General features: G+C 65.1%; 14 protein-coding genes and 1 pseudogene. 12 read left to right on the top strand and 3 right to left on the bottom strand.

Going from position 1 to position 22856, the window contains the following annotated elements; translation table 11 throughout:
* The first annotated feature begins 158 nt into the window (after positions 1 to 158).
* Genes NTD88_RS09070 through NTD88_RS09055 form a run of 4 tightly spaced genes read left to right on the top strand, consistent with a single transcriptional unit; the run spans position 159 to position 3335 of the window.
* Positions 159 to 551: a cupin domain-containing protein gene (locus NTD88_RS09070; protein WP_095158807.1), complete on the top strand. Its 393-nt coding sequence runs from the start codon at positions 159 to 161 to the stop codon at positions 549 to 551.
* A complete protein-coding gene (locus tag NTD88_RS09065; RefSeq protein WP_262155107.1) occupies positions 548 to 1315 on the top strand; it encodes an HpcH/HpaI aldolase family protein in 768 nt (255 codons plus the stop codon). The genes NTD88_RS09070 and NTD88_RS09065 overlap by 4 nt, the downstream gene beginning before the upstream one ends.
* Before the next feature lie 32 nt (positions 1316 to 1347).
* Positions 1348 to 2280 carry a DUF6282 family protein gene (locus NTD88_RS09060; protein ID WP_095158805.1) on the top strand — a complete coding sequence of 311 codons (933 nt, stop codon included), beginning with the start codon at positions 1348 to 1350 and terminating at the stop codon, positions 2278 to 2280.
* A gap of 11 nt (positions 2281 to 2291) precedes the next feature.
* Positions 2292 to 3335, top strand: coding sequence for a dihydroorotate dehydrogenase (locus NTD88_RS09055; RefSeq protein WP_262155106.1), 1044 nt, complete (start codon positions 2292 to 2294; stop codon positions 3333 to 3335).
* A gap of 36 nt (positions 3336 to 3371) precedes the next feature.
* Here NTD88_RS09055 and NTD88_RS09050 read toward each other — a convergent pair whose 3' ends face one another.
* Entirely contained in the window at positions 3372 to 4208 is an 837-nt protein-coding gene (locus NTD88_RS09050) for a sulfite exporter TauE/SafE family protein (RefSeq protein WP_262155105.1), read from the bottom strand.
* A 211-nt stretch (positions 4209 to 4419) separates the two neighbouring features.
* On the opposite strand from NTD88_RS09050, the gene NTD88_RS09045 reads away from it, so the two are divergent.
* From NTD88_RS09045 to NTD88_RS09035, 3 genes are all read left to right on the top strand, one after another.
* Complete coding sequence (locus tag NTD88_RS09045) at positions 4420 to 5280, top strand: GyrI-like domain-containing protein (protein WP_262155104.1); 861 nt, start codon at positions 4420 to 4422, stop codon at positions 5278 to 5280.
* Between the two features lie 72 nt (positions 5281 to 5352).
* On the top strand, positions 5353 to 6270 hold the full coding sequence (gene ppk2, locus NTD88_RS09040; RefSeq protein ID WP_095158875.1) for a polyphosphate kinase 2: 918 nt from the start codon (positions 5353 to 5355) through the stop codon (positions 6268 to 6270).
* A 73-nt stretch (positions 6271 to 6343) separates the two neighbouring features.
* Complete coding sequence (locus NTD88_RS09035; protein ID WP_262155103.1) at positions 6344 to 7960, top strand: inorganic phosphate transporter; 1617 nt, start codon at positions 6344 to 6346, stop codon at positions 7958 to 7960.
* A 71-nt stretch (positions 7961 to 8031) separates the two neighbouring features.
* Here the strand turns inward: NTD88_RS09035 and NTD88_RS09030 are convergent.
* Positions 8032 to 9067: pseudogene (locus tag NTD88_RS09030) on the bottom strand (transporter).
* Between the two features lie 3 nt (positions 9068 to 9070).
* Positions 9071 to 10018: a Ppx/GppA family phosphatase gene (locus NTD88_RS09025; protein ID WP_262155102.1), complete on the bottom strand. Its 948-nt coding sequence runs from the start codon at positions 10016 to 10018 to the stop codon at positions 9071 to 9073.
* A gap of 183 nt (positions 10019 to 10201) precedes the next feature.
* Here NTD88_RS09025 and NTD88_RS09020 point away from each other — a divergent pair, with 183 nt between their 5' ends.
* The 5 genes from NTD88_RS09020 to NTD88_RS09000 all read left to right on the top strand — a co-directional run bounded on the left by NTD88_RS09020 (position 10202) and on the right by NTD88_RS09000 (position 22846).
* Positions 10202 to 11881, top strand: coding sequence for a methyl-accepting chemotaxis protein (locus NTD88_RS09020; protein WP_262155101.1), 1680 nt, complete (start codon positions 10202 to 10204; stop codon positions 11879 to 11881).
* 335 nt (positions 11882 to 12216) lie between these two features.
* A complete protein-coding gene (locus NTD88_RS09015) occupies positions 12217 to 14094 on the top strand; it encodes a ricin-type beta-trefoil lectin domain protein (RefSeq protein WP_262155100.1) in 1878 nt (625 codons plus the stop codon).
* Positions 14095 to 14442: 348 nt separating this feature from the next.
* Complete coding sequence (locus NTD88_RS09010) at positions 14443 to 14847, top strand: hypothetical protein (RefSeq protein ID WP_095158797.1); 405 nt, start codon at positions 14443 to 14445, stop codon at positions 14845 to 14847.
* A 134-nt stretch (positions 14848 to 14981) separates the two neighbouring features.
* Complete coding sequence (locus NTD88_RS09005; protein ID WP_262155099.1) at positions 14982 to 21500, top strand: SDR family NAD(P)-dependent oxidoreductase; 6519 nt, start codon at positions 14982 to 14984, stop codon at positions 21498 to 21500.
* A 29-nt stretch (positions 21501 to 21529) separates the two neighbouring features.
* The gene (locus NTD88_RS09000; protein ID WP_262155098.1) at positions 21530 to 22846 is read left to right on the top strand and encodes a flavin-containing monooxygenase; all 1317 of its coding nucleotides are present in this window, start codon (positions 21530 to 21532) and stop codon (positions 22844 to 22846) included.
* Positions 22847 to 22856: the final 10 nt, after the last annotated feature.

Below are 22856 nucleotides of genomic sequence, written 5' to 3'. Positions count from 1 at the left end.
CAACGAAATGTTGTTCTTTTGAACGACACAATCCTAGGGCCGTTCAAAAGCCGCTGTCAAGGTTGAAAAAGGGGCTTGACCGCCTCGATACGGCAGGCGTAGGTTTATCTCACATCGAAACACTGTTCCTCTATAGAAAACAAAAAGGAGATTCGCCGATGAGCCTCGCCCAGGCACTGCTGCATAACTGGAATGACCTGCCACGGGAAGTCGTGCGCAAGGGAGTGGAACGGGTGGCCTTTCGTGGCGACGACACGTTGTGCGTCATGAACTGGCTAAGCCCGGGCATGGATGTCTTCCCCCACAGCCACACCTTCGAACAACTGGTAATCATCGTTCAGGGCCGCGTGCGTTTTCACCTCGGCGACGAGGTGGTCGAAGGCGGCCCCGGCAGCATGATCCGCATCCCGCCGCACGTGGTGCATTACGCCGAACCGCTCGGCACTGAAGTGGTGATGAACCTGGATGTGTTCTCGCCGATCCGTGACGACTACCGCCACCTGATCGAATACCAGGCCGGCGAGTTCGCCGACGCAGCGGTATCGGCATGAGCGCGGTCACCTTCGCCACCCGGCTGCGCGCCGGCGAGCCGCTGCTCAGCAGTTTCATCAAGACCCCCAGCCATGCCGTGGTGGAAATTGCCGGGGATGCTGGCCTGGATGCGGTGGTGCTGGATGCCGAGCACGCGCCCTTCGACCAGGGCAGCCTCGACCTGGGTCTGCTGGCCTGTCGCGCCGCGTCCGTCAGCGGTCTGGTGCGGGTCGCCGACGCGCGCCCGGCGACCTTGCTGCAAGCCCTCGATCTCGGTGCCGACGGGCTGGTGCTGCCGCACATCATCGACGCCGGCCAGGCCCGGCAAATACTGCAAGGCACCCGCTATCGCGACGGCACTCGTGGTTTTTCCAATTCGCCGCGGGCCGGCGGCTACGGCCGCGCCACCCTCGCCGAGCACCTCGCCGCCGAGGACGGCCGCCACGCGATCGTCGCCCAGATCGAAGACCGCGAAGCGCTGGACAACCTCGCCGCCATCGCCAGCGTCGAGCAGATCGACTGCCTGTTGGTCGGGCGCGCCGACCTCGCCGTGTCACTCGGCGCCGAGCGCCTCGACGATCCGCGGGTCGAGGCCGCCGTCAACCGCGTACTCGACGCCGCCGCCCGCGCCGGCAAGGCCAGCGGCATCTTCGTCGCCAGCCTCGAAGACCTCGACCGCTTCGCCGCCCGCGGCGTGAGCTTTTTCATCCTCGGCTCGGACCAGGCGCTGCTGCGCGCCGGCTGGAGCCAGCACGCCCGACATTTTCGCGACTCGGCCCGCTGAGTCGCTACCCAACAAGAAAAAGAGGTAGCCCCATGAACGCCATTCTCACCCCCACCGCCAACGACGAACGCCAGGCCCACATCAACGACCTGCTGGTCGGCGCCATCGACCTGCACTGCCACAGCGGTCCCTCGGTGATGCCGCGCTATTGCGACCACATCGAAGCCATGCGCGAAGCCTCCGAAGCCGGCCTCAAGGCCGTGCTGCTCAAGGACCACTATTACAGTTGCACGCCGGTCACCACCCTGCTCAACAAACACTTCAGCGAACTGAACGTGCACATGCTGTCGGGGGTTCCGCTGAACAACTCGGTGGGCGGCCTCAACGTCCACGCCGTGGAACATGGCCTGAACCTCGGCGCCAAGCTGGTGTGGATGCCGACCTTCTCCTCGGCCAACCACATCGCCCATCACCACCAGGACGTGAAGTTCGTCGACAAATTCCCGCAGACCACCCAGCGCATGCTGCAGCCCATTCCGCTGACCGTGCTGGACGATGACGGCAAGCTCAAGGAAGAGGTCAAGGCCATCCTCGACCTGATCGCCGCCCAGGACGTGGTGCTTTCCGCCGGCCACCTGAACATCCGCGAAATCTGGCCGCTGTTCGAGGAAGCGCGCCAGCGCGGGGTCAAGCGCCTGTTGGTCAACCACCCGACCTACGTGGTCGACGCCACCCTCGACGACATGCGCCAACTGGCCCGCGAAGGCGTGTTCATGGAGCACTCGATGTGCATGTGGGTGCCGGGGTCGAAGTTCAAATTCTATGACGACACCTTCCTGCGCGAAGTGATCGAGGCCGGCACCATCGACCTCACCATCCTCGGCTCCGACCTCGGCCAGCAGGGCAACCCGAACATCGCCGACGGCTTCCGCAACGTGATCGGCCAACTCCTGGACCTGGAGTACAGCGACGCCGACATCCGCAAAATGATCTCGGGCAACGCCGCCCGCCTGATGAACCTGTGAGTAGCGCGCCCATGACCCGACTGACCACCACCCTCGGCCAGCTCACCCTGAAAAACCCGGTGATCTGCGGCGCGGGTGAACAGACCATGACCGCAGCGGCGATCCGTGCCGCGCTGGACACCGGCGCGGGCGCGGTGGTGGCCAAGTCCACCAACGAATCCGCGGCGGCCAAGGCGCAACTGGACAAGACCGACTACGTGCTGCTCGACGCCCAGTGGAATCCCCTGCCCTGGGACTTCAACCCGCCGGCCGACGCCAGCCTGTTCGGCCGCTCAGGCCTGGTGCAGCGCGACTTCGCCGACTGGCTCGACGAACTGGTCCAGCTCGACCACTACGCCCGCACCCTCGACGCGTATGTGATCCCGAGCCTGATCCTCAGCGACCTGGAACAATGCGCCGACTACGCCCGGCAGATCGAACAGGCCGGGCTGCGGGTGCTGGAACTGAACATCGGCGCGCCCCACGGCGAGGAAGCGGCCAAGGGCGCGATCGTCCTGGAACGCGGTGCCGAGCGCATTGAAACGATCGTCCGGCGCATTCGCCAGGCGACCACCTTGCCGTTGTGGATCAAGCTCACCGGCCAGAGCGAAGACGTGGTCGGCCTGGCCCAGGCGGCGCGGCGTGGTGGCGCCGACAGCGTGGTGATGATGGGCCGTTTCATGGGCTTCTTGCCGGACCTGGACAGCGGCCTGCCGCTGCTCGGCACCAGCGCCGCGATCGGCGGCTCCTGGGCGCTGCCACTGACGGCGCGCTGGCTGATGCTGACCCGCAAGGCCATGGCCGACGACTACCCGCTGATCGCCACCAACGGCGCGCGCACCGGGCTGGACGTCGCCCGCTTCCTGCTGGCCGGCGCCAGCGCCACGGAGATGACCTCGGCGGTGTTTACCGGTGGCTATGGGGTGCTGGAAAAAGCCATCGCCGAGCTGGATGCCTACGTGGCCCGGCGCGGCTCGACGGTCGCGCAACTGCTCGGCAGCGTGGCTGACCAGGTGCAGACCTATCAGCAGCAAACCAGCCGGCCCGGCTGGTGGGAGCGGTTCGCCCCAAAGTGAGTGAGGGTTCCCGGCTGCGGCGATTGGGTCGGGAGCTCACGGAGAGTTGGCGGATGTTGGGGCCATAAGCGCTTGCCTGGAGGGTTGCGCTGCCCTGGAGACAAGGGTTTCAGGGGCGGCGCTGCGAGCCTGGGCAATGTGCGGCAGCGACTGAATGATCAAAAGCACACCCGCCAACGCCAGCAACCCCAGCACTATCTTGCGAAAGGCGATATCACTGAAATGCCGATAGGCGCGGATTCCGGCGAAGGTGGGCAGCAGCACCGCCAGCGCCACCACCGGGAACAGGCCGAGGGCTTCGGCGGACACGGTGCCGGAAACCAGATAGGTGATCATCGTCAGCAACTGCATCCCCAGGTTGAAACCCTGGATCACCGAGCGCTGGGTATCGCGGTCCCAGCCCTTGAGCACCGCCCACAGCGCCGGCGCCGGACCGGTCAGGCCGCCGATGCCGCCCATCACCCCGCCCAGCACGCCCACCGCCGCATCAGCCTTGCGTCCGCCAAGTCGCAGCGTCGGCAAATTGCTGGAAAACAGCATCAGCGGGCACCACAGCGCCAACACGATCCCCACCAGCAGGCGGAACACCAGCGGGTCGATGGCATGCAGCAACACCACGCCCAGCGGCACCCCGGCCAGCCCGCCGATCAGCATCGGCACCAGATGCTCGCGCTTCAGCCCTCGGCGCAAGGTTCCCGCCGCCAGCACCTGCCCCACCAGCGAGCCGCAGACCACCAGCGGCCCGGTCAGGGTCGGATCCAGCGCCCAGGCCCAGACCGCCATGGCCACCAGACCGAAGTTCGAGCCCGACAGGCCCTGGACGAACCCGGCCAGGGCGGCGCCGAGGATGATGGTCAGCAGCAGTGAATCCATGAAGAGTGGTTCCGGGCAAATGGACAGCAGAATAGGGACCGAATGACGGTTGATAAAGAGCCAATCGAGCGGAGTTTGACAGGACCGTTTTGCGCCCCTCCCATTGAGCCGGCCCGCAATCTCCCCCACCATCGAGCAAACCCGGCTAGGCGCGCCCACCCGTCAATCACCGATCCTGTGCCTACCGCAAAACCAGCCCACGGTACCCGAGATGTCCAGCGACTCCAGTTACGCCAAACGCTTCGCCACCGTCCTGACCCACATCGCCGACAACCTCGAAGGCGATCTGTCGGTCAAGACCCTGAGCCATCTGGCGAATTTCTCGGAGTTCCATTTTCACCGCCAGTTTTCGGCCTTTGTCGGCGTGCCGGTTGCCCGTTATGTGCAACTGATGCGCCTGCGCCGGGCCGCGCATCGGCTGGTGCAAAGCGCCGGGCATTCGGTGCTGGACGCCGCGCTGGGCGCCGGGTTCGAAAGCCCGGAGGCGTTCAGCCGGGCGTTTCGCCGGGACTTCGGCATGAGCCCCAGCGCGTTTCGCAAGGCGCCGAACTGGCAGGTCTGGAACGCGGTGTTCGCCATCCCTCACTTTTCCAGGAGCATCACCATGCAGGTCAGAATCGTCGATTTCGCCGAAGTCCGCGTTGCCGCACTGGAGCATATCGGCCCTCCGGGGCTGGTGCCGGAGACGGTGCGCCGCTTTATCGACTGGCGCATCCACAGCGGCCAGTCGCCGGTGGCGTCGAGCCGCACGTTCGGCATTCCGTTCAACAACCCCGACACCACGCCACCAGAACACTTCCACTTCGCCGTCTGCGGCGAGATCAACGAGGCGGTGCGGCCCAACGATTTCGCCGTCGGCGAGCGGGTCATCGGCGGCGGTCGCTACGCCGTGGTGCGCCATTCGGGTTCGCCCGACCACATCGGCGAAAGCATCTACCCGATCTACCGCGACTGGCTGCCCGCCAGCGGCGAAGAATTGCGCGACCAGCCGCTGTTTTTCCAGTACCTGAGCGTGTTCCCGCAAACGCCGCAAGAGCAGTGGCAGACGGATATTTTCGTGCCGCTGAAGTAGCCGCCCGGATTGTCACTTGCCTGCCACGGAGCCTGCCTAACATCGGCGCTATTACCGTGAGCGAGACACATGATGATCCTGACCGATGACTCCCTGATCCAGCGCATCTACCACGAGCTGATCGACCACAGCGACGAAGAGCTTGAACTGGAGCTGGCCGAAGACGCTGAAAACCTCGACGAACTGTTCGACGAAAACCTCCCGGACAGCCCGGAAAAAGCAGCGCGCCGTCGCTATTTCCGCGAGCTGTTCCGACTTCAGGGCGAGCTGGTCAAGCTGCAGAGCTGGGTGGTCAAGACCGGCCACAAGATCGTGATCCTCTTTGAAGGCCGTGACGCCGCCGGCAAAGGTGGGGTGATCAAGCGCATCACCCAGCGCCTCAATCCGCGGGTCTGCCGGGTCGCCGCCCTGCCCGCGCCGAACGACCGCGAACAGACCCAATGGTACTTCCAGCGCTACGTGCCGCACCTGCCGGCAGCCGGTGAGGTGGTGCTGTTCGACCGCAGTTGGTACAACCGCGCCGGCGTCGAGCGGGTCATGGGCTTTTGCAGTGACGATCAGTACGAAGAGTTTTTCCGCAGCGTGCCGGAGTTCGAACGCATGCTGGTGCGTTCCGGGATCCAGGTGATCAAGTACTGGTTTTCCATCTCCGACCAGGAACAGAACCTGCGCTTCCTCAGCCGTATCCACGACCCGCTCAAGCAATGGAAACTCAGCCCGATGGACCTGGAATCCCGCCGGCGCTGGGAGGCCTACACCAAGGCCAAGGAAATCATGCTCGAGCGCACCCATATCGATGAAGCGCGCTGGTGGGTGGTGCAGGCGGACGACAAGAAAAAGGCCCGCCTGAATTGCATCCAGCACTTGCTCGACCAGGTGCCGTATGAAGAGGTGCAGACGCCGACCGTGTCGCTGCCGCAACGGGTGCGCCAGGCCGACTACAGCCGCACGCCGACGCCGCAAGCGCTGATCGTGCCGGAGGTCTACTGATTTCGATGTAGACACATCCTGTAACATCCACTTCCGATAATCACTGGTGCCCTCCCCTCACCGGTACCGGAACATGGACACCAGCACACTCACCGCAACGCCTTCCCCACGTGCTGCGGGCCCTCGCCCGCAGCTCGTGCACAAGCCTGGCCGGCTCGCCTCGGCGATTTTCTTCATCATCATTGCCGCCGGCATCCTGTTCTCGGCCTGGAGCCTGGTGCGCGACGTCGGCGACATGAATGCCGTGGTCACCACCTGGACGCCCTTCCTGCTGCTGGGCATCGCTTTGCTGATCGCCCTTGGCTTCGAGTTCGTCAACGGCTTCCACGACACCGCCAACGCCGTTGCCACGGTGATCTACACCAACTCCCTGCCGGCGCATTTCGCGGTGGTCTGGTCCGGCTGCTTCAACTTCCTCGGCGTACTGCTGTCCAGCGGCGCAGTGGCGTTCGGCATCATCGCCCTGCTGCCGGTGGAGCTGATTTTGCAGGTCGGCTCGTCGGCCGGCTTCGCGATGATCTTCGCCCTGCTGATTGCCGCGATCATCTGGAACCTCGGCACCTGGTGGCTGGGGCTGCCGGCTTCGTCGTCGCACACCTTGATCGGTTCGATCATCGGCGTCGGCATCGCCAACGCGCTGATGCACGGCCGCGACGGCACCAGCGGCGTGGACTGGGCGCAGGCGACCAAGGTCGGTTATTCGCTGCTGCTGTCGCCGCTGGTCGGCTTCGTCTGCGCGGGGCTGCTGCTTCTGGCCCTGCGCCTGTTCGTGAAAAACCGCGCGCTGTACAAGGCCCCTGAAGGTGACGCGCCGCCGCCGTGGTGGATTCGCGGCATGTTGATCCTCACCTGCACCGGCGTGTCCTTCGCCCACGGCTCCAACGACGGCCAAAAAGGCATGGGCCTGATCATGCTGATCCTGATCGGCACCCTGCCCATGGCCTACGCGCTCAACCGCACCATGCCGGAAAGCCAGGCCATCCAGTTCGCCGCAGTGGCCGAAGTGACCCAACAAGCCCTGCAACGCAGTGCCCCGCTGCCGGCCCCCGCCGATCCGCGTCCGGTGCTGGAAACCTACGTGCGCACCAAGCAGGTCACGCCTGAACTGGTGCCGGCGCTGGCCGTGCTGTCGGGCCAGATCGGCGCCCAGGTGAAAGGCTACGGTTCGCTGTCGCGGGTGCCGGCCGAAGCCATGGCCAACGTGCGCAACGACATGTACCTGGCCTCCGAAGCCATTCGCCTGATGGACAAGGACAAGGTCGGCGGCTTCGACGCCGACACCAGCGCCAAGCTGCAAGCCTTCAAGAAACAGATCGACGATGCGACTCGCTTCATTCCGCTGTGGGTCAAGGTCGCCGTGGCCATCGCCCTGGGGTTGGGCACCATGGTGGGCTGGAAACGCATCGTGGTGACCGTCGGCGAGCGCATTGGCAAGACCCACCTTACCTACGCACAAGGTGCTTCGGCGGAAACCGTGGCGATGCTGACCATCGGCGCGGCCGACTTGTATGGTTTGCCGGTGTCAACGACCCAGGTACTGTCTTCGGGCGTGGCCGGAACCATGACCGCCAACGGCTCGGGGTTGCAGTGGGGGACGGTGCGCAACCTGCTGATGGCCTGGGTGCTGACCTTGCCGGCGGCGATTCTGTTGTCGGGGAGTTTGTATTGGGTGTTGAGCAAGCTGTTCTGACCAAGCTCAACATTGATTGATCGCTGGCAAGCCAGCTCCCGCAGGGACTGTGGGGGCCGGCTTGCCAGCGATCAATAATCCCCACGCTTGCGAAACGCCCAGCGCCCCGCCAGCACGGTAAAGGTCGCCACCAGCGCCACCAGCACCCAGAACCCGTGCGGGTCATCCGCCAACGGCACCCCCCCCACGTTCATGCCGAAGAAGCCGGCAATGATGTTGATCGGCAGCGCCAGCACCGTCACCACTGTCAGGGTGAACAGCGTGCGGTTGTTCTCTTCGGTGAGCTTGGCGGCGATCTCTTCCTGCAACAGCTTGATCCGCTCCACCAGCGCGGTGAGGTCGTTGATGATCACCGCGAACTCTTCAGTGGCCGAGCGCAACTGACGCATGTCCTGCTCGCGCAGCCAATCCGGCGGGCGATTGAGCAGGCGCAGCAGCGAGCCCGGTTCCAGCGCCAACAGGCGTTGCAGGCGCACCAGCACGCGGCGCATTCCGCTCAGTTCCGCACGGTTGTTGCTCAGGCGCTGGGACAGCAACTGGTCTTCGATACGGTCCACGTTCAACGTGGTTTCGCGGACGATCTGGGTCAGCAGATCACCCTGGTCACCCAACAGGTGAATCAGCAGCTCGACGGTGGAGGCAAAGCGTTCGCCGCGTTTCACCGAGGAACGCAAGCGGTCTACCGAGTGCAGCGGCTGCAAGCGCGCGCTGACCAGCAGCCGGCTGCGGGCGCAGGCCCAGAGCGTAGAGACGTCCGATGACACCAGGCCGAAGTTGAACACCACGTCGTTGACCACCGCCAGCAAGGCGGTGTCGGTGTGTTCGATGCGGGTCGAGCGCGAGCCTTCGCGCAGGGTTTCGAAGAAGGTTTCCGGCAGGTCGAGGCTGCCTTTCATCCAGCGCTCGCAGGCGGCGTGCGCAAGGTTCATGTGCAGCCAGAGGAATTCTTCCGGCTCGCCAGGATTGAGCAGCAGTTCCAGGGCCTGCGTCGAGTCGATCTCCCGGCCCGGCTGGCCGGGGCGAAAGACGAAGCCGTAGAGCAGGCCGTTGAGATCGGCGTCCTGGTGGTGACCCTGAGTGGTGATCATGCGGGTACTCAAGGGCAATTTATCAGTGTCGGGCCGAACCGTTGTCCATCAGGCTGTGCAGCAGGCCGAAGCGCAGGCCGGGCTCGGACGGGGTCATGTCGTCGATGCCGAAGGCCTTGAACGCCGCCAGCATGATCGCCAGACCGCCGGGCAGCATGCCCAGACGATGTTCCTGCAGGCCGCAGAGTTTCACGCGCTTGACGTGGCCGGCTTCGAGCAAGCTCAGGGAAAGACGCAGCAGGCCGGCATAGGTGATGCCGTCACGCCCGCCGTCGTTCAGGCCGTTGGCCTTGAGCACCCGCGCCAGCATGCGCGCAGTGCCGGACGAGCCGATCGCCGCGTGCCAGCCGTGCGCACCAATCTCCCGGGCGACCCGGGAAAATTCCAGGCAGGCGCTCTGCTCCGCCAGTTGCAGCGAACGGCTGTCGACCCGTCCGCCAGGGAAAAAGCGTTTGCCGAAGGTGCCGCTGCCGATGGTCAGGCTTTCGCTGAAGATCGGTTGCTTGCCGCGACCGACGATCAACTCGGTGGAGCCGCCGCCGATATCCACCACCAGGCGGGTGGTTTTCTCGCAGGGCATGGTGTGGGCGATGCCCGAATAGACCAGTTGCGCTTCTTCCTGGCCGGAGATCACGTCGATGGGGAAACCCAGGCGGGCTTCCGCGCCTTCGAGAAACACCGCCGCATTGCGCGCCTGTCGCACCGCACTGGTGGCCACGGCGCGCACGCTGCCTTCGCGGAACCCGCTGAGATGCTTGCCGAACCGCGCCAATGCCTGCCAGCCCCGCTCCAGCGCCAGGGCATCCAGCGCATCGCCTTGCAGCCCTTCAGCCAGGCGCACCGGCTCGCGCAGGCTCTTCACCTTGCGAATGACCAGGCGACGGTTGCACACGACCTGCTGGCCGATGGTCATACGAAATGCATTGGAGCCGAGATCCACGGCCGCAAACAGGGAAGCGCTGCCTTTCATGCGAGAGTCCTGACCTATTCCAGGGTTGGAGGATATATCTCGTTACATGACAGTTGGATGAAGGGCGGGATGTGCCCGAAAACAATAGCCCTGAAGCAAAATGCCACCCTCTTCAGCTTTCCCCAGCCCTGCCGATGAATCGGTAAACCCCTCGCAATGTGCGACGCCACTGAGGAAACGAAGATGCAGTTGACTCTAAGAACAAAAATGCTGTTGCTCGCTGTCCTCCCGGTCCTTGTGTTCGCCCTGGTCATCAGTGGCGCAGCGGACCGGATCCTGCGCCACCTCGCCGAAAACGAAGTCAGTGAAACCCGCCAACGCCTGGTCGACGAAAGCCGCCAGAGCCTCGAAGACTACATGCAGATCGCTCTCGGCTCGGTGCAGGGCCTGTACGACGCCGCCGCCAACGGCGACGAGGCCAGCCGGACGCAGGCGATCGCGGTACTGTCGAAGATCAAATACGGCAAGGACGGCTATTTCTTCGCCCACGACTCCAACGTGGTGCGCCTGTTCCGCGGCGACAGCCCGGTAGACGTCGGCAAGAACCTCAGTGAACGCAAGGACGTCAACGGGGTGTTCATCAACCGCGAGCTGGTGCGGGTGGCCAAGGACGGCAGCCGCTTCGTCAATTACAGCTCGCCGCTGCCGGGCAACGAGAGCGTGCAGGTGCCCAAGCTCGCCTACAGCTACTACCTGCCGAAGTGGGACATGGCGGTGGGCACGGCGGTCAACCTGGACAATATCGAGCTGCGCATTACCGAACTGCGCGCAGAGATCGACCAGCGTATCCAGTCGATCCTCACCAGCATCCTGGGCATCGCTGCCGTGTTGCTGGTGATCCTCGGCATCGCCGGGCTGACCCTGAGCAATGCCCTGCTCAAGCCGCTCAAGGCCATGAAAGACAACCTCGACGACATCGCCGCCGGTGACGGCGACCTCACCCACCGCCTGCGCGCCGGCAATGACGAGCTGGGCCAGTTGGCCGGCTCGTTCAACCGTTTCGTCGAGAAGATCCAGAGCCTGGTGCGTCAGGTGGTGGAAGTCAGCGGCGAGCTGTCGAGCCTGGTGGAGTCGGTGGAAAGCCAGAGCCGTCGCTCGGAAGCGGCCATGGAACAACAACGCCACGAGACCACCCAGGTGGCCACGGCGATCAACCAGATGTCCGCCGCCGCCCAGGAAGTGGCGCACAGCGCGCAGAACGCCGCCCATGCCGCGCAGGAAACCGACACCCAGGGCCAGCAGGCGCGGCAGGTGGTGGACGGCAGCATCAAGCGCATCCACGCGCTGGTGGAAAACATCCGTGGCAGCGGTACGTCGCTGGACAGCCTGCAACAGGACGTGCAGTCCATCGTCAGCGTGCTCGGGGTGATTCGCTCGATCGCCGAGCAGACCAACCTGCTGGCGCTCAATGCCGCCATCGAAGCCGCGCGGGCCGGTGAGGCCGGGCGCGGCTTCGCGGTGGTCGCCGACGAGGTGCGCGGGCTCGCCAGCCGCACCCAGCAGAGCACCCAGGAAATCCAGGTGATGATCGACCGCCTCACCACCGGCACCCACTCGGCGGTGGAATCGATGCGTCATTCCTGCGAGACCGGCGACGCCACTCGCAACCAGGCCAGCGAAGCGGGCACCTCGCTGGATGCCATGGCCACGTTGATCGGCACCATCAGCTCGATGAACGCGCAGATCGCCAGCGCCGCAGAAGAACAGACCGCCGTGGCCGAAGAGATCAACCAGAGCGTGCACCAGATCGCAGTGGCGGTGGAGAGCGTCGCCGAGCAAACCCGCCAGGGTGCGCAAACGGCGAAAAGCCTGTCGTCGCTGGAAGCGCATTTGCGTGCGCTGGTGCGGCAATTCCGTATTTGAACTGACCCAAGAACAGCGTCCCAACGTCTCATTCACTCTCGAATAAGCCGTTGGGGCCGCTTTGCGGCCGTTCGGTAGGAGCGAGCTTGCTCGCGAAGCGCCCCAAGAGGTTGAACTGACCGGTATAAACCGAAACACCCATCAACTTCTGATGCCGGTGAGGCTTATTCCTGGCCGAACCAATAGTCGCCCCCAGCAATGCCCAATGGATGTAAAGCACTGACATTTTTGTCAGGTGACAGAGGCTGAGCAGCTCCTTAACGTGTGCTGACAAGCGCTTTACAGGCTTCCTGTAGTCCTCATGAACGATCGACTTTACAGAACAGGAGTCACCCATGGGCATCGCAAAACTACTCCGCCCTCTTTTAACGACGATAGTAATGACAGGGCTGCATATACCGGCATACAGCGCTGATAACGCGCCTGTAAGCGGGCACTTTCTGGACCTGCCATCGCTGCTGGAGAACCGTGCCGAAGTCAGCAGCTCAGCGTTGTTGGCAGAAATGCAAGCACCGCGACTGGAGCCACGAACGACCTTTGAGGCGTACCACGTCAGCAGTTCGGTTCTGCTCAGCAAACAAGGCGAGCCAGATGGTTTCATCGTCCTGGTCAATCAGGACGACGGCAGTTTCACCGCCCTGGTCAGTACCTCTTCCCGGCGCGGTGTGGTGCTTGGCAAAGCGGACGGCAGCCAGACCTTTCAGGAAGAAATCGCGTTCGATGGGCAAAAAGACGACTTCGTCACGGACCCGCAAGACGAACAGGCCCATCGACAAAGACTCAATGACACAACGACATCCGCCGACAGTAACCAGGAGCATGTTCTCACGGTACTTGTGGGGTTCTCGGAAGCGGCGGCCCGCCAGGTCGGTGACCCCAGGAGTTTCGCACTGGCGCAGATCGAAACCTTGAACCTCGCGCTGAGAAACTCTGGAATAACCAACATCAGGGTCGCGCTCTCCGGGATCTCGACCACACCGACCGACTATGTGATCAACAACGTAAACCTGAACAAACTCAAAGATGCTTTTCCCAACTACCCCAACGCCGACCTGATTGCCGGCTTCTTCGCCTCTGCACCTCAGGGTAACGTGGCCGGAATCGCCGACCGCTATGGCACTTACAGCATGGCGCACATATCAACCACCGATACATTCGCCCACGAGATAGGGCACAACATCGGCGGCGCGCATTGCTCTCCGGGAGACGGCAACTATGAGTACGGATACTCGACCGGCAAATATGGATCGTTGTTGTGCCGCCAGGGAACCCGAGTACTTTCTTTTTCCAACCCGAACAAGAATGCGCCAGACGGCAAACCCCTGGGTAACGCGCAACACGCCGATATGGCACGGACATGGAACAGCAATACGCCAAGCAAAGCGAAAGGCCTGGGCAATGATTCGGGGAAAGCCGTGCTACTGCATAGCCTGGCAGATACCAGCCAATGCGTTGATGTGTTGGGGGGTGGCAACCTGGTGCCGGGTGCACAGGTCGGGCTCTGGCGGTGTGACCCGAACAACCCCAACCAGCGCTGGAACAAGCTGTACTTCAATAACACTGTTCAGTTCTGGCTGGAGGCCAGGCCGAAACTCTGCCTCTATGCCACGCCTCCTGGCAGTAACCGCAAGGTCGTGCTGCATGAGACTGGCTGCCAGCACATCACCTGGACTGAAGAAAACCACTCACTGAAGACTCTTGGAAATGGCGAGGATCTGTATTTACATCGTTCCGACGCTAACCAGCTCAGCGCAAGGATCGGAACCCCGGATTATTCCCGCCCTGCGTTCTTGTGGTCGAGCGGCTCTCCCTATAGCCGTATCGTCAACAAGCACAACAACTTTTGCCTGGATGTCAAAAACGGCCAATCCGTGGCCGGGACGCATATCGTCTTCAACCAATGTGTGAACAACACGCCAAGCCAACGCTGGCTTTGGGAAGCGTCGGGACGTGTACGCAACGGCGCAAACCTCAGTTTTTGCCTGGGTCGGACGGGCAGTGGCAACAACAGAACCACAGTGCTGCTCAGTTGCAGCGCGAATGACTCGGAGGTCACCTGGAGTCGCAGCCGTAATGAATGGATCACCACCACCGAGTACTCGCACTGGGCGTGTCTGTACAGCAGTCAGAGTCCGATACCGGGTAGCCGTGTTCCGTTGAGCACATGCAATGTGGTCAGTTTGAAAGACTGGCTGATACAGCCTGATCCGTGAGTTACCGCGCGCGCCGGCAATGACGAACCGGCCCTCAACGCCGCCCTCCAGGCGGCGCGGGCCGGCAAGCGCCGAACAGCGGCTGCGTCTTCGACAAAGGTCGCATATCGATCAGTGAAACGCGGCCACTACCCTGTGTTACCTCGCAACGTTTACCCGCGCTAAAAGTGCCGCGCCTTAAGTATTAAACCTCCCGACCGCCACGCCTTCTTTGGTCTTGCCCGCCTGTACCGCGCTTGACACCAGTGCGTGCCGATCGCAATTCTTGCAGCCGCAAAACCAGCCAGTCACAACAATAATAATTACTGCATGGCGTTTGAATGCGCCGATGGAACAAGGAGTTCTTAAATGCTTGGTTACTATGCGCAATACAGCAAGGAATACATCACCACCCTGATGATCGTGACCACCCTGTTCTTTGCCTTACCCATCTTCCTCGCCCCGCTGCAATGGGCCCGGCTCATGCGCTGGACCGTCCCCGAACATGAACACCTGGCCATCTATTTTGGTCGTTGCCTCGGTGCGTTCATTCTCGTCGTTGAAGTAGCGATGTTACGTTCGGCGACCACCGGCACCAGTTTCAGTTATGCCTTCGATATTCTTTTCGTGGTCTTCACGTTGATGTTTTTCGTGCATGTCTACGGCGCAATCAAGAAGATCCAGCCTATTACCGAAACATTGGAAATCGGTTTCTGGATGATCCTCTTCGTACTCAACATCCTGTTCTACCCCGCCACGAGTATCACGCTGTAAACCTTCGCCGGACCGCGACCGGAAGTGTGCCGGTCGCCGTTCAACCCCGTTGAAAGTCCGTAGTGCCTGGCGCCTTCGCGTCGGCGGCCGTGTGTCCGCCGAACGCCGCGCCATGGCCGGTTCAAGGAGTGAACATGATCCAGTCCAGGGAAGACGTCGCCCTCAAGGCCGCGCTCAAGAAGTTGGTGCGCGGCCTGCTGCAACAGGCCACAGGCCTCGCCCCGGCAGCGCTGCACGATGAGGCGCCGTTCCATGAGATCGGCCTGACCTCCCTGGCGATCCTCAACTTCAACGAGCGAATCCAGCCGGTGTTCCCCGGCCTGAACAAGACCCTGCTGTTCGACTGCCGCACCCTTGGCGAGGTGGTCGAGCACCTGCTGCGCGAGCACCCCGAGGCTTGCGCGCGCTATCTGCAACAGCAGCACCCGACGCAACCGGAACCACCCGCGGCGCCCACCCGCGCCGAGGCACCCTGGCCGCACCTCGCTCCACTTGCCCTTCGGCGGCCGGACAGTGACGCCCTGGATATCGCAATCGTTGGCCTGCACGGGCGTTTTCCCGATGCCGACAACCTCGACCGGCTCTGGCAGAACCTGCTGCACGGCCTGGATTCGATCAGCGAGATTCCTGGCGAGCGCTGGCCGCTGGAGGGCTTTTTCCAGGCCGGGGCCGATGCCCGCGACAGCGGCCTGAGCTACGCTAAATGGGGCGGATTCCTCAACGATATCGAGCGTTTCGACGCGCAATTCTTCGGCATTCCGCCACGCGAAGCGGCCTGCCTCGACCCGCAGGAACGGCTGTTCCTGCAATGCGCCTGGCATGCCCTGGAAGACAGCGGTCACCTCGGCGAACGCAGCCGCATGCTGCGCCATGCCAACGGTTCGCTGGACATCGGCGTGTTCGTCGGCATCACCAGCAACACCTGGCCGCTGCTCGGCCCCGCCCTGTGGCAGGCCGGGCAGACGGCGATTCCCAGCGGCCTGCCGTGGTCGGTGGCCAACCGCGTGTCCTGGGCCCTGGACCTGTGCGGGCCGAGCCTGGCGGTGGACACCGCCTGCTCGTCATCGCTGACCGCCCTGCACCTGGCCATCGACAGCCTGCGCAAAGGCCAGTGCCGCGCGGCGCTGGTGGGCGGCGTCAACCTCTACAGCCACCCAGCCAAGTACGTGCAGTTGTGCCAGCAACACATGCTCTCGCCCAGCGGCCGCTGCCAGGCATTCGGCAGCGGCGCCGACGGCTTCGTGCCCGGTGAAGGGGTCGCGGCGGTGCTGCTCAAACCGCTGGCGGCGGCACGCCGCGATGGCGACCGGATCCTCGCCGTGCTCAAGGGCAGCGCGGTCAACCACGGCGGGCGCAGCAACGGCTACACCGTGCCCAGCGCCCGCGCTCAGGCCGAGCTGATCGAACAGGCGCTGAGCGATGCACGGGTGCCGGCCGCCAGTATCAGCTATATCGAAGCCCACGGCACCGGCACCCGGCTGGGCGACCCGATCGAATTGCAGGGGCTGAAACAAGCCCTCGCCACTGCCGGCAACGAGCCCTGCGATGTCGGTTCGGTGAAGAGCAACTTCGGTCATCTGGAAGCCGCGGCGGGCATGGCCAGCCTGTGCAAGGTGGTGCTGCAGTTACGCCACCGCCGGCTGGCGCCATCGCTGCACGCGCAAACCCTGAACCCCGACGCCGGCCTCGAACACAGCCACCTGCGCATCGTCCGCGAAGCCCGCGAATGGAACAGCCGTGATGTGCGCCGCGCCGGCATCAGCTCGTTCGGCGCGGGCGGCGCCAACGCCCATGTCATCGTCGAACAGGCACCCGATGCCGTGGCCCACACCGCCAGCGCCGGAGTGCCGGTGTTCGTGCTCTCGGCGCGCAGTGCCCACCAATTACGCGAACAGGCCAGCGCCCTGCTGGCCTGGCTTGAACCCCACGGCGACGACGCCCTTGGCGCCCTCGCCTACACCCTGCAATGCTGCCGCGCGGCCTTCGATCACCGGCTTGCACTGGTCGCCGGCGGCACCCAAACACTGCGCGACGGGCTGTCGCGTTTTCTCGACGGCGAGCCCTCGGGCTATCAGGGCCGGGTCCGGCCCGGGACGCTCCCGGACGCCGAAGCACCCGGCGAAGATCCCCACGCCCTGGCCCGCGCCTGGGTCGCCGGCCAGTTCGCCGACTGGAGCCGCTTCTGGCCGCAGGCACCGGTCCCGCTGGCCGCGCCGCTGTATCCCTTCGCCCGCGACCTGCATCAACTGCCGCGCATCGCCGCCGCCAGCACGAGCGACAGCCGCCGCATCAGCCTCGATCCGCAGCAGTTCTTCCTGCGCGATCACCGAGTCCAGGGCCAGCCGGTGCTGCCGGCCGCGGCGTATCTGGATTTCTGCATCGACAGCGCACACCGCCACGGCCTCGACCTGCCGCTGGAGCTGCGCGCCCTGACCTGGGCCAGCCCGGTGCGCTTCGACACCCCGCAAGCGCGCAGCCTCGACTGTCATCACCAGCGCCACGACAGCGGACTGCGCCTGAGTTTCCAGAGCAATGGCGAAACCCACCTGCGCGGCGAGTGCCGGGCCCTGACGCACGCACCACACAGCGCGCCGGACCTCGCCCAACTGCGCCGCGACTGCCGCGAAGCGCTGGACCTCAGCCAGCTCTACCCGACCCTCGAACGCCTGGGCATCGCCTACGGCCCGACCTTCCAGTGCCTGCACGCGGCCTGGCGCGGAACCGACCAGGCGCTGACTGAAGTGCGCCTGCGCCCCCGGCCCAACGAAGCGTTGACCGCCCTCGATCCGGCGCTGCTGGACGCGGTGTTGCAAAGCGCCTTCGTCACCGCGGGCCCGATTGAAACCACCTTCGTGCCCTATGCCTGCCAGTCGCTGCGCTGCCATGCCGTGCTGACCGAGCGGCTGTATGTGCAGGTGCGCCCGCACCCGGCGCAGCATGGGCCGACGCGCACCTACGACTTCCGCGTGTTCGCCGACTCCGGGGCGCTGCTGCTGGAAATCGACGGCTTCGCGTTCCGCCAGTACCGGGTTGCCGCGGAACAGCCGGTGCATTTATTGGAGCCGTACTGGCTGGCGGCGCCGCTCGCGCACACCGCCGCGCCGGCCACCACCCTGCTCTACCGCGCCAACCCCGACCTCGCCCTGCCCGCCGCCGTGCTGGACAACAGTTGGCACCTGCACCCCGCCAGCCAGTTCCACTACCTGGCGCCGCGCACGGTAGAAGCCGACCTCGACGACCCACGGCAGATCGACCTGCTGCTGCGCCTGCTGACCACCCAGGGACTGAGCCCCGAACGCCTGCTGCTGGACCTGCGTGCGCCGGCTGCCAATGAAGCCGCGCTGGGCGATGGTCTCGATGCCGTGCTCGTCGCCGCCGACCTGCTGCGCCACCTGTGTCAGGCCCTCGGCACGCCGCGTTTGCAGGTACGGGTGCTGGTGGATGCCGGCCCGGCCAGCGCCATCGAAGGGCTGTTGCGTTCGGTGGTGCAGGAGCTGCCGAGCCTGAGCGCCAGCCTGATCGAAGTGGATGGCAACCCCGTCCAGCTTGAGCCGGAACTGCTGGCCGCCGTGCAACCCGGCGTGCAACGGATTCGCCTCGGCGACAGCCAGCGCCAACTCGCCGCACTGCGCTTCATGGCCCCGAACGAACGCGGCCAGGCCATCGACTTCGCCCCCGGCGACACCCTGCTGATCAGCGGTGGGCTGGGCGCCGTCGGCCGCGCCCTGGCCGGCGCGCTGGCGAAGCTGGGCGGCTTGAACCTGGCCATCCTCGGCCGCCGCGACGCCGATGCCAGCAGCGAAGACTGGTTGCGGCAGCTCTGCCAACTCGGTGCGGCCAACGCCGGTTACTGGCAGGCCGATTGCGCCGACGCCGACTCGCTGCACACGGCGCTGGCCGCGATCCGCCAGCGCTTCGGTGGCTGTCACGGAGTGATTCATTGCGCCGGCGTATTGCACGACGGCTATTTCTTGCGCCAGCCGGCCAGCGAGCGCCACGCCGTGTTGCAGGGCAAGACCCTCGCCGCGCAGCACCTGGACCAGGCCACGGCGCGGGATCCGCTGAAACTGTTCATGGTCTGTTCGTCGCTGGCCGGGATCCACGGCAATGTCGGCCAGAGCGCCTACGCCCTGGCCAACGCCTGGCTCGACCGCTTCGTCGAACGCCGCCAGCAACGCGGCGGCGCGGGCCGCTCATTGTCGATCGCCTGGCCGCTGTGGCAGACCGAGCACGGCATGCAGGCGCCGGAACCGGTGCGTCAGTGGCTGAGCCGCAATGGCCTGGCGCTGCTGCCGGAAGATCAGGGCGTCGACGTCTTCCTGCGTTGCCTGGCCTTGCCGCAGACCGTGCTGGTGCCGGTGTGCGGCCAGCGCGACGCGGTGGCGACGCTGTTCGGCATCACCGCGCCAACGCCGGCCCTCGCGCCCGCCGCGCAAGCGGGCGGGTCGCTGCTGGACTATCTGAGCGAGCAACTGGCCGAGGTCACCGCCACCGCGCTGGAGCGCGTCGACCCGGACACCTCGCTGGAAGTCTTCGGCCTCGATTCGATCCTGGTCATGGAACTGAACGGGCGCCTTGAGCGGCACTTCCCCGACCTGTCGAAAACCGTGCTGTTCGAAGTGCGCAGCCTGCGCGAGCTGGCGGTGTTGCTGGAAACCGAGCACCCCGAGCAGACCGCCCGCCTGGCGCCGGCCGAAGGCGCCAGCCCGGTGGCGCAAGCGGAAGCACCACCGCTGCCGGCGCCGGCCATGGAACCCGATGCCGGGCGTCAGGACATCGCGATCATCGGCCTCGCCGGCCGCTACCCCGGCGCCCGCGACGCCCAAGCGCTGTGGCAACACCTGGCGGCGGGCGACGATCTGGTCAGCGATATCAGCCATCGCTGGCAACAGGCGGACGACGAAAACCCGCTGTACGCCCGCTGGGGCGGGCAACTGGATGATTTCGACTGTTTCGACCCGCTGTTCTTCGGCATCTCGCCCCGCGACGCCGAACGCATGGACCCGCAAGAGCGGCTTTTCCTGCAGACCGCCTGGCATGCCGTCGAAGATGCCGGCTACACCCCGCAGAGCCTCTCCGGCCCGCGCCTGCCCGGCGTGCCACGGCGGCGGGTGGCGGTGATCGCCGGGGTGATGTACGGCGAATACCAGTTCTACGGCGCCAGCGCCTGGCCGGAAAAACCGGCGACCCTGACTAACTCGTCCTACGCCTCGATCGCCAACCGGGTGTCGTTCTGCCTCGACCTGGAAGGCCCGTCGTTCGCCGTCGACAGCATGTGCTCGTCGTCGCTGACCAGCCTGCACCTGGCCTGCGACCTGATCCGTGGCGGCAGTTGCGACCTGGCCCTGGCCGGCGGCGTCAACTTGTCGCTGCACCCGTACAAATACCGCACCCTGTGCGAACTCAACTTCGCCTCGACCCAGGGCCAGTGCCGCAGCTTCGGCGCCGACGGCGACGGCTACGTGCCCGGCGAAGGCGTCGGCGTGGTGCTGCTCAAGCCGCTGGCCCAGGCCCTGCGCGACGGCGACCATATCCACGGGGTGATCCGCGGCAGCGACCTCAACCATGGCGGCCGCACCTCGGGCTACACCGTGCCGAACGCCGACGCCCAGGCCCAGGTGATCGGCCGCGCGCTGCAGCGTTCGGGCTTGCCGGCCTCGCGGCTGGGCTATATCGAAGCCCACGGCACCGGCACCAGCCTCGGTGACCCGATCGAAATCCGCGGCCTCGGCAAGGCCATCGGCGCCCAGGTGCCAGAGGACTGGCAATGCCCGATCGGTTCGGTGAAAGCCAACCTCGGCCACCTGGAATCGGCTGCCGGCATGGCCGCGCTGACCAAGGTGCTGTTGCAGTTCAAGCACCGGCAACTGGCGCCGTCGATCCATGCCGAGCCGCTGAACCCGAACATCGACTTCAGCAAGACGCCGTTTGTAGTGCAGCAGCAGCTTGCGCCGTGGCCGCACCCCCGTGACGGCTTGCCCCGGGTCGCGGCGATCAGCTCCTTCGGCGCCGGTGGCGCCAACGCCCATGTGCTGGTGGAAGACGCCGCGCCGAGCGCCCTGCCGCCGGTGACCGGCGCAGGGGTGTTCGTCTTCAGCGCCCGTGGCCAGGGGCAATTGCGCGAGTACCTGCAACGCTTCGTCGATCACCTGGAGCACGAACGCGCCCTGGCGCCCCAGCAGCCGACGGCGCGCCTGGGACGCGAAGGCTTCACCACCGCCGAAGTCGCCCGGACCTTGCGCGCGGGGCGGCAGCGGTTCGATGAAGTGCGCCTGGCGGTGATCGCCGGGGACTTTGATGAGTTGCGGCAGTTGCTCGGTGAGTGGCTGCTGGAAGGTCGTGAAGGTGAAGCGCGGACGCTGTTGGGGGCTGGTGGGTTGCGGGATGAGGCAGCGCGCTGGCTGGACGGGATGGATGTCGAGCTTGCTGCCGAACCGGGCCGGAAAGTGCCGTTGCCGGGGTATGCGTTCCTTCGGCGCAGGTATTGGGTGGGAAGCATCGCGAGCAAGCTCGCTCCTACAGTGGAGCGCGATCCTGTAGGAGCGAGCTTGCTCGCGAAGGCCCCCCCTACCCCCCAAGACATCCTCGACCGCCTGTCCCGCCAGGAAATCACCCCGGACCAGGCCCGCACCCTGCTCAAGGCCCTGCTTTGACCACTCCAACCGCAAAGGGAATCGACGCAATGCAGCAGCCGACAATCGCCATCATCGGCGCCGGGGCCAGTGGCCTGGGCGTGGCCAAGGCCCTGCGCGAGGCCGGGGTCAACTTCGAGATCATCGAGGCCACCGCGCGCTTCGGCGGCAACTGGCAGCCCGATGGCCCGGCGTCCAAGATGTACGCGTCGGTGCACCTCATCAGTTCGCGGCGCAACACCCAGTTCGCCGACTTCCCCATGCCCGCCGACTACCCCGACTACCCGCGACACAACCAGGTGTTCGCCTACCTCACGCAACTGGCCGAGCACTACCAGCTCGTCGCGCACACCCGCTTCAACACCCGGGTCACGCACATGGCCAAGGACCGTCAGGGCTGGCAACTGACCTTCGCCGACGGCAGCCAGTCCCGCTACGCGGTGGTGGTGGTGTGCAACGGCCTGCTCGGCGTGCCGAAGATCCCCGATTACCCCGGCACCTTCAGCGGCCCGAGCCTGCACGCCCGCGACTACCGCTCCGCGGAACAATTGCGCGGCAAGCGGGTGCTGGTGGTGGGCGGCGGCAACTCCGGCTGCGACATCGCCGTCGACGCCGCGCAGACCGCCAGCCGCGCCCTGCATTCGACCCGCCGCGGCTACCACTACATGCCCAAGTTCATCGACGGCCAGCCGACCCAGGAATGGCTGATGGACCAGGCACCGAAGTTCAGCGACGAGGACGCCTACTGGGCGCATGTCGAGCGCAGCTTCAAGTTCGCCGGCTTCGATGGCCGCGACTACGGCCTGCCGGCGCCGGACCACGACATCCGCGAATGCCATCCGATCCTCAACTCGCAGGTCCTCTACTACATCGGCCACGGCGACCTCCACGCCAAGCCGGACATCAGCCGCTTCGACGGCCAGCAGGTGCACTTCAGCGACGGCAGCGTGGAAACCATCGACCTGATCGTCTGGGCCACCGGCTACGGCATCGACCTGCCGTTCCTGCCGCAGGAAGTGTTCGACTGGAAGCGCGAGTTCGACGGGTTGTTCATGCGCATGTTGCCGGCCGAGCACGACGACCTGATGTTCGTCGGCTACCTCAATACGCCGTCGGGCATCGGCAACCTGGCCAACATGACCGGCCGCTTCATCGCCGCCTGCATCCAGGCCCGCGCCGCCGACAGCCCGGCCTGGCGGCAACTGCAGCAGATCAAGCTCGCGCCGGAACGGCTCGACCTTGGCCAGCAACGCTTCATGCAGACCCAGCGGCATGCCCATGAAGTCGACCTGTGGAAATTCATTCGCACCCTGAACTTCCTCACCGCCCGCCTGCAAACGGCGCAACCCCTGGCCCACAGCGCCTGAACCCGATGCT

The sequence above is a fragment of the Pseudomonas sp. 20P_3.2_Bac5 genome, from assembly GCF_025466035.1.
Lineage (GTDB): Bacteria > Pseudomonadota > Gammaproteobacteria > Pseudomonadales > Pseudomonadaceae > Aquipseudomonas.
This window is presented reverse-complemented; position numbering and strand designations above follow the sequence as displayed.

Excerpts from the sequence above, each read along its gene's own strand:
- NTD88_RS09070 (WP_095158807.1), top strand. The coding sequence starts at position 159 with ATGAGCCTCGCCCAGGCACTGCTGCATAACTGGAATGACCTGCCACGG.
- NTD88_RS09065 (WP_262155107.1), top strand. The coding sequence starts at position 548 with ATGAGCGCGGTCACCTTCGCCACCCGGCTGCGCGCCGGCGAGCCGCTG.
- NTD88_RS09060 (WP_095158805.1), top strand. The coding sequence starts at position 1,348 with ATGAACGCCATTCTCACCCCCACCGCCAACGACGAACGCCAGGCCCAC.
- NTD88_RS09055 (WP_262155106.1), top strand. The coding sequence starts at position 2,292 with ATGACCCGACTGACCACCACCCTCGGCCAGCTCACCCTGAAAAACCCG.
- NTD88_RS09050 (WP_262155105.1), bottom strand. The coding sequence starts at position 4,208 with ATGGATTCACTGCTGCTGACCATCATCCTCGGCGCCGCCCTGGCCGGG.
- NTD88_RS09045 (WP_262155104.1), top strand. The coding sequence starts at position 4,420 with ATGTCCAGCGACTCCAGTTACGCCAAACGCTTCGCCACCGTCCTGACC.
- ppk2 (WP_095158875.1), top strand. The coding sequence starts at position 5,353 with ATGATCCTGACCGATGACTCCCTGATCCAGCGCATCTACCACGAGCTG.
- NTD88_RS09035 (WP_262155103.1), top strand. The coding sequence starts at position 6,344 with ATGGACACCAGCACACTCACCGCAACGCCTTCCCCACGTGCTGCGGGC.
- NTD88_RS09025 (WP_262155102.1), bottom strand. The coding sequence starts at position 10,018 with ATGAAAGGCAGCGCTTCCCTGTTTGCGGCCGTGGATCTCGGCTCCAAT.
- NTD88_RS09020 (WP_262155101.1), top strand. The coding sequence starts at position 10,202 with ATGCAGTTGACTCTAAGAACAAAAATGCTGTTGCTCGCTGTCCTCCCG.
- NTD88_RS09015 (WP_262155100.1), top strand. The coding sequence starts at position 12,217 with ATGGGCATCGCAAAACTACTCCGCCCTCTTTTAACGACGATAGTAATG.
- NTD88_RS09010 (WP_095158797.1), top strand. The coding sequence starts at position 14,443 with ATGCTTGGTTACTATGCGCAATACAGCAAGGAATACATCACCACCCTG.
- NTD88_RS09005 (WP_262155099.1), top strand. The coding sequence starts at position 14,982 with ATGATCCAGTCCAGGGAAGACGTCGCCCTCAAGGCCGCGCTCAAGAAG.
- NTD88_RS09000 (WP_262155098.1), top strand. The coding sequence starts at position 21,530 with ATGCAGCAGCCGACAATCGCCATCATCGGCGCCGGGGCCAGTGGCCTG.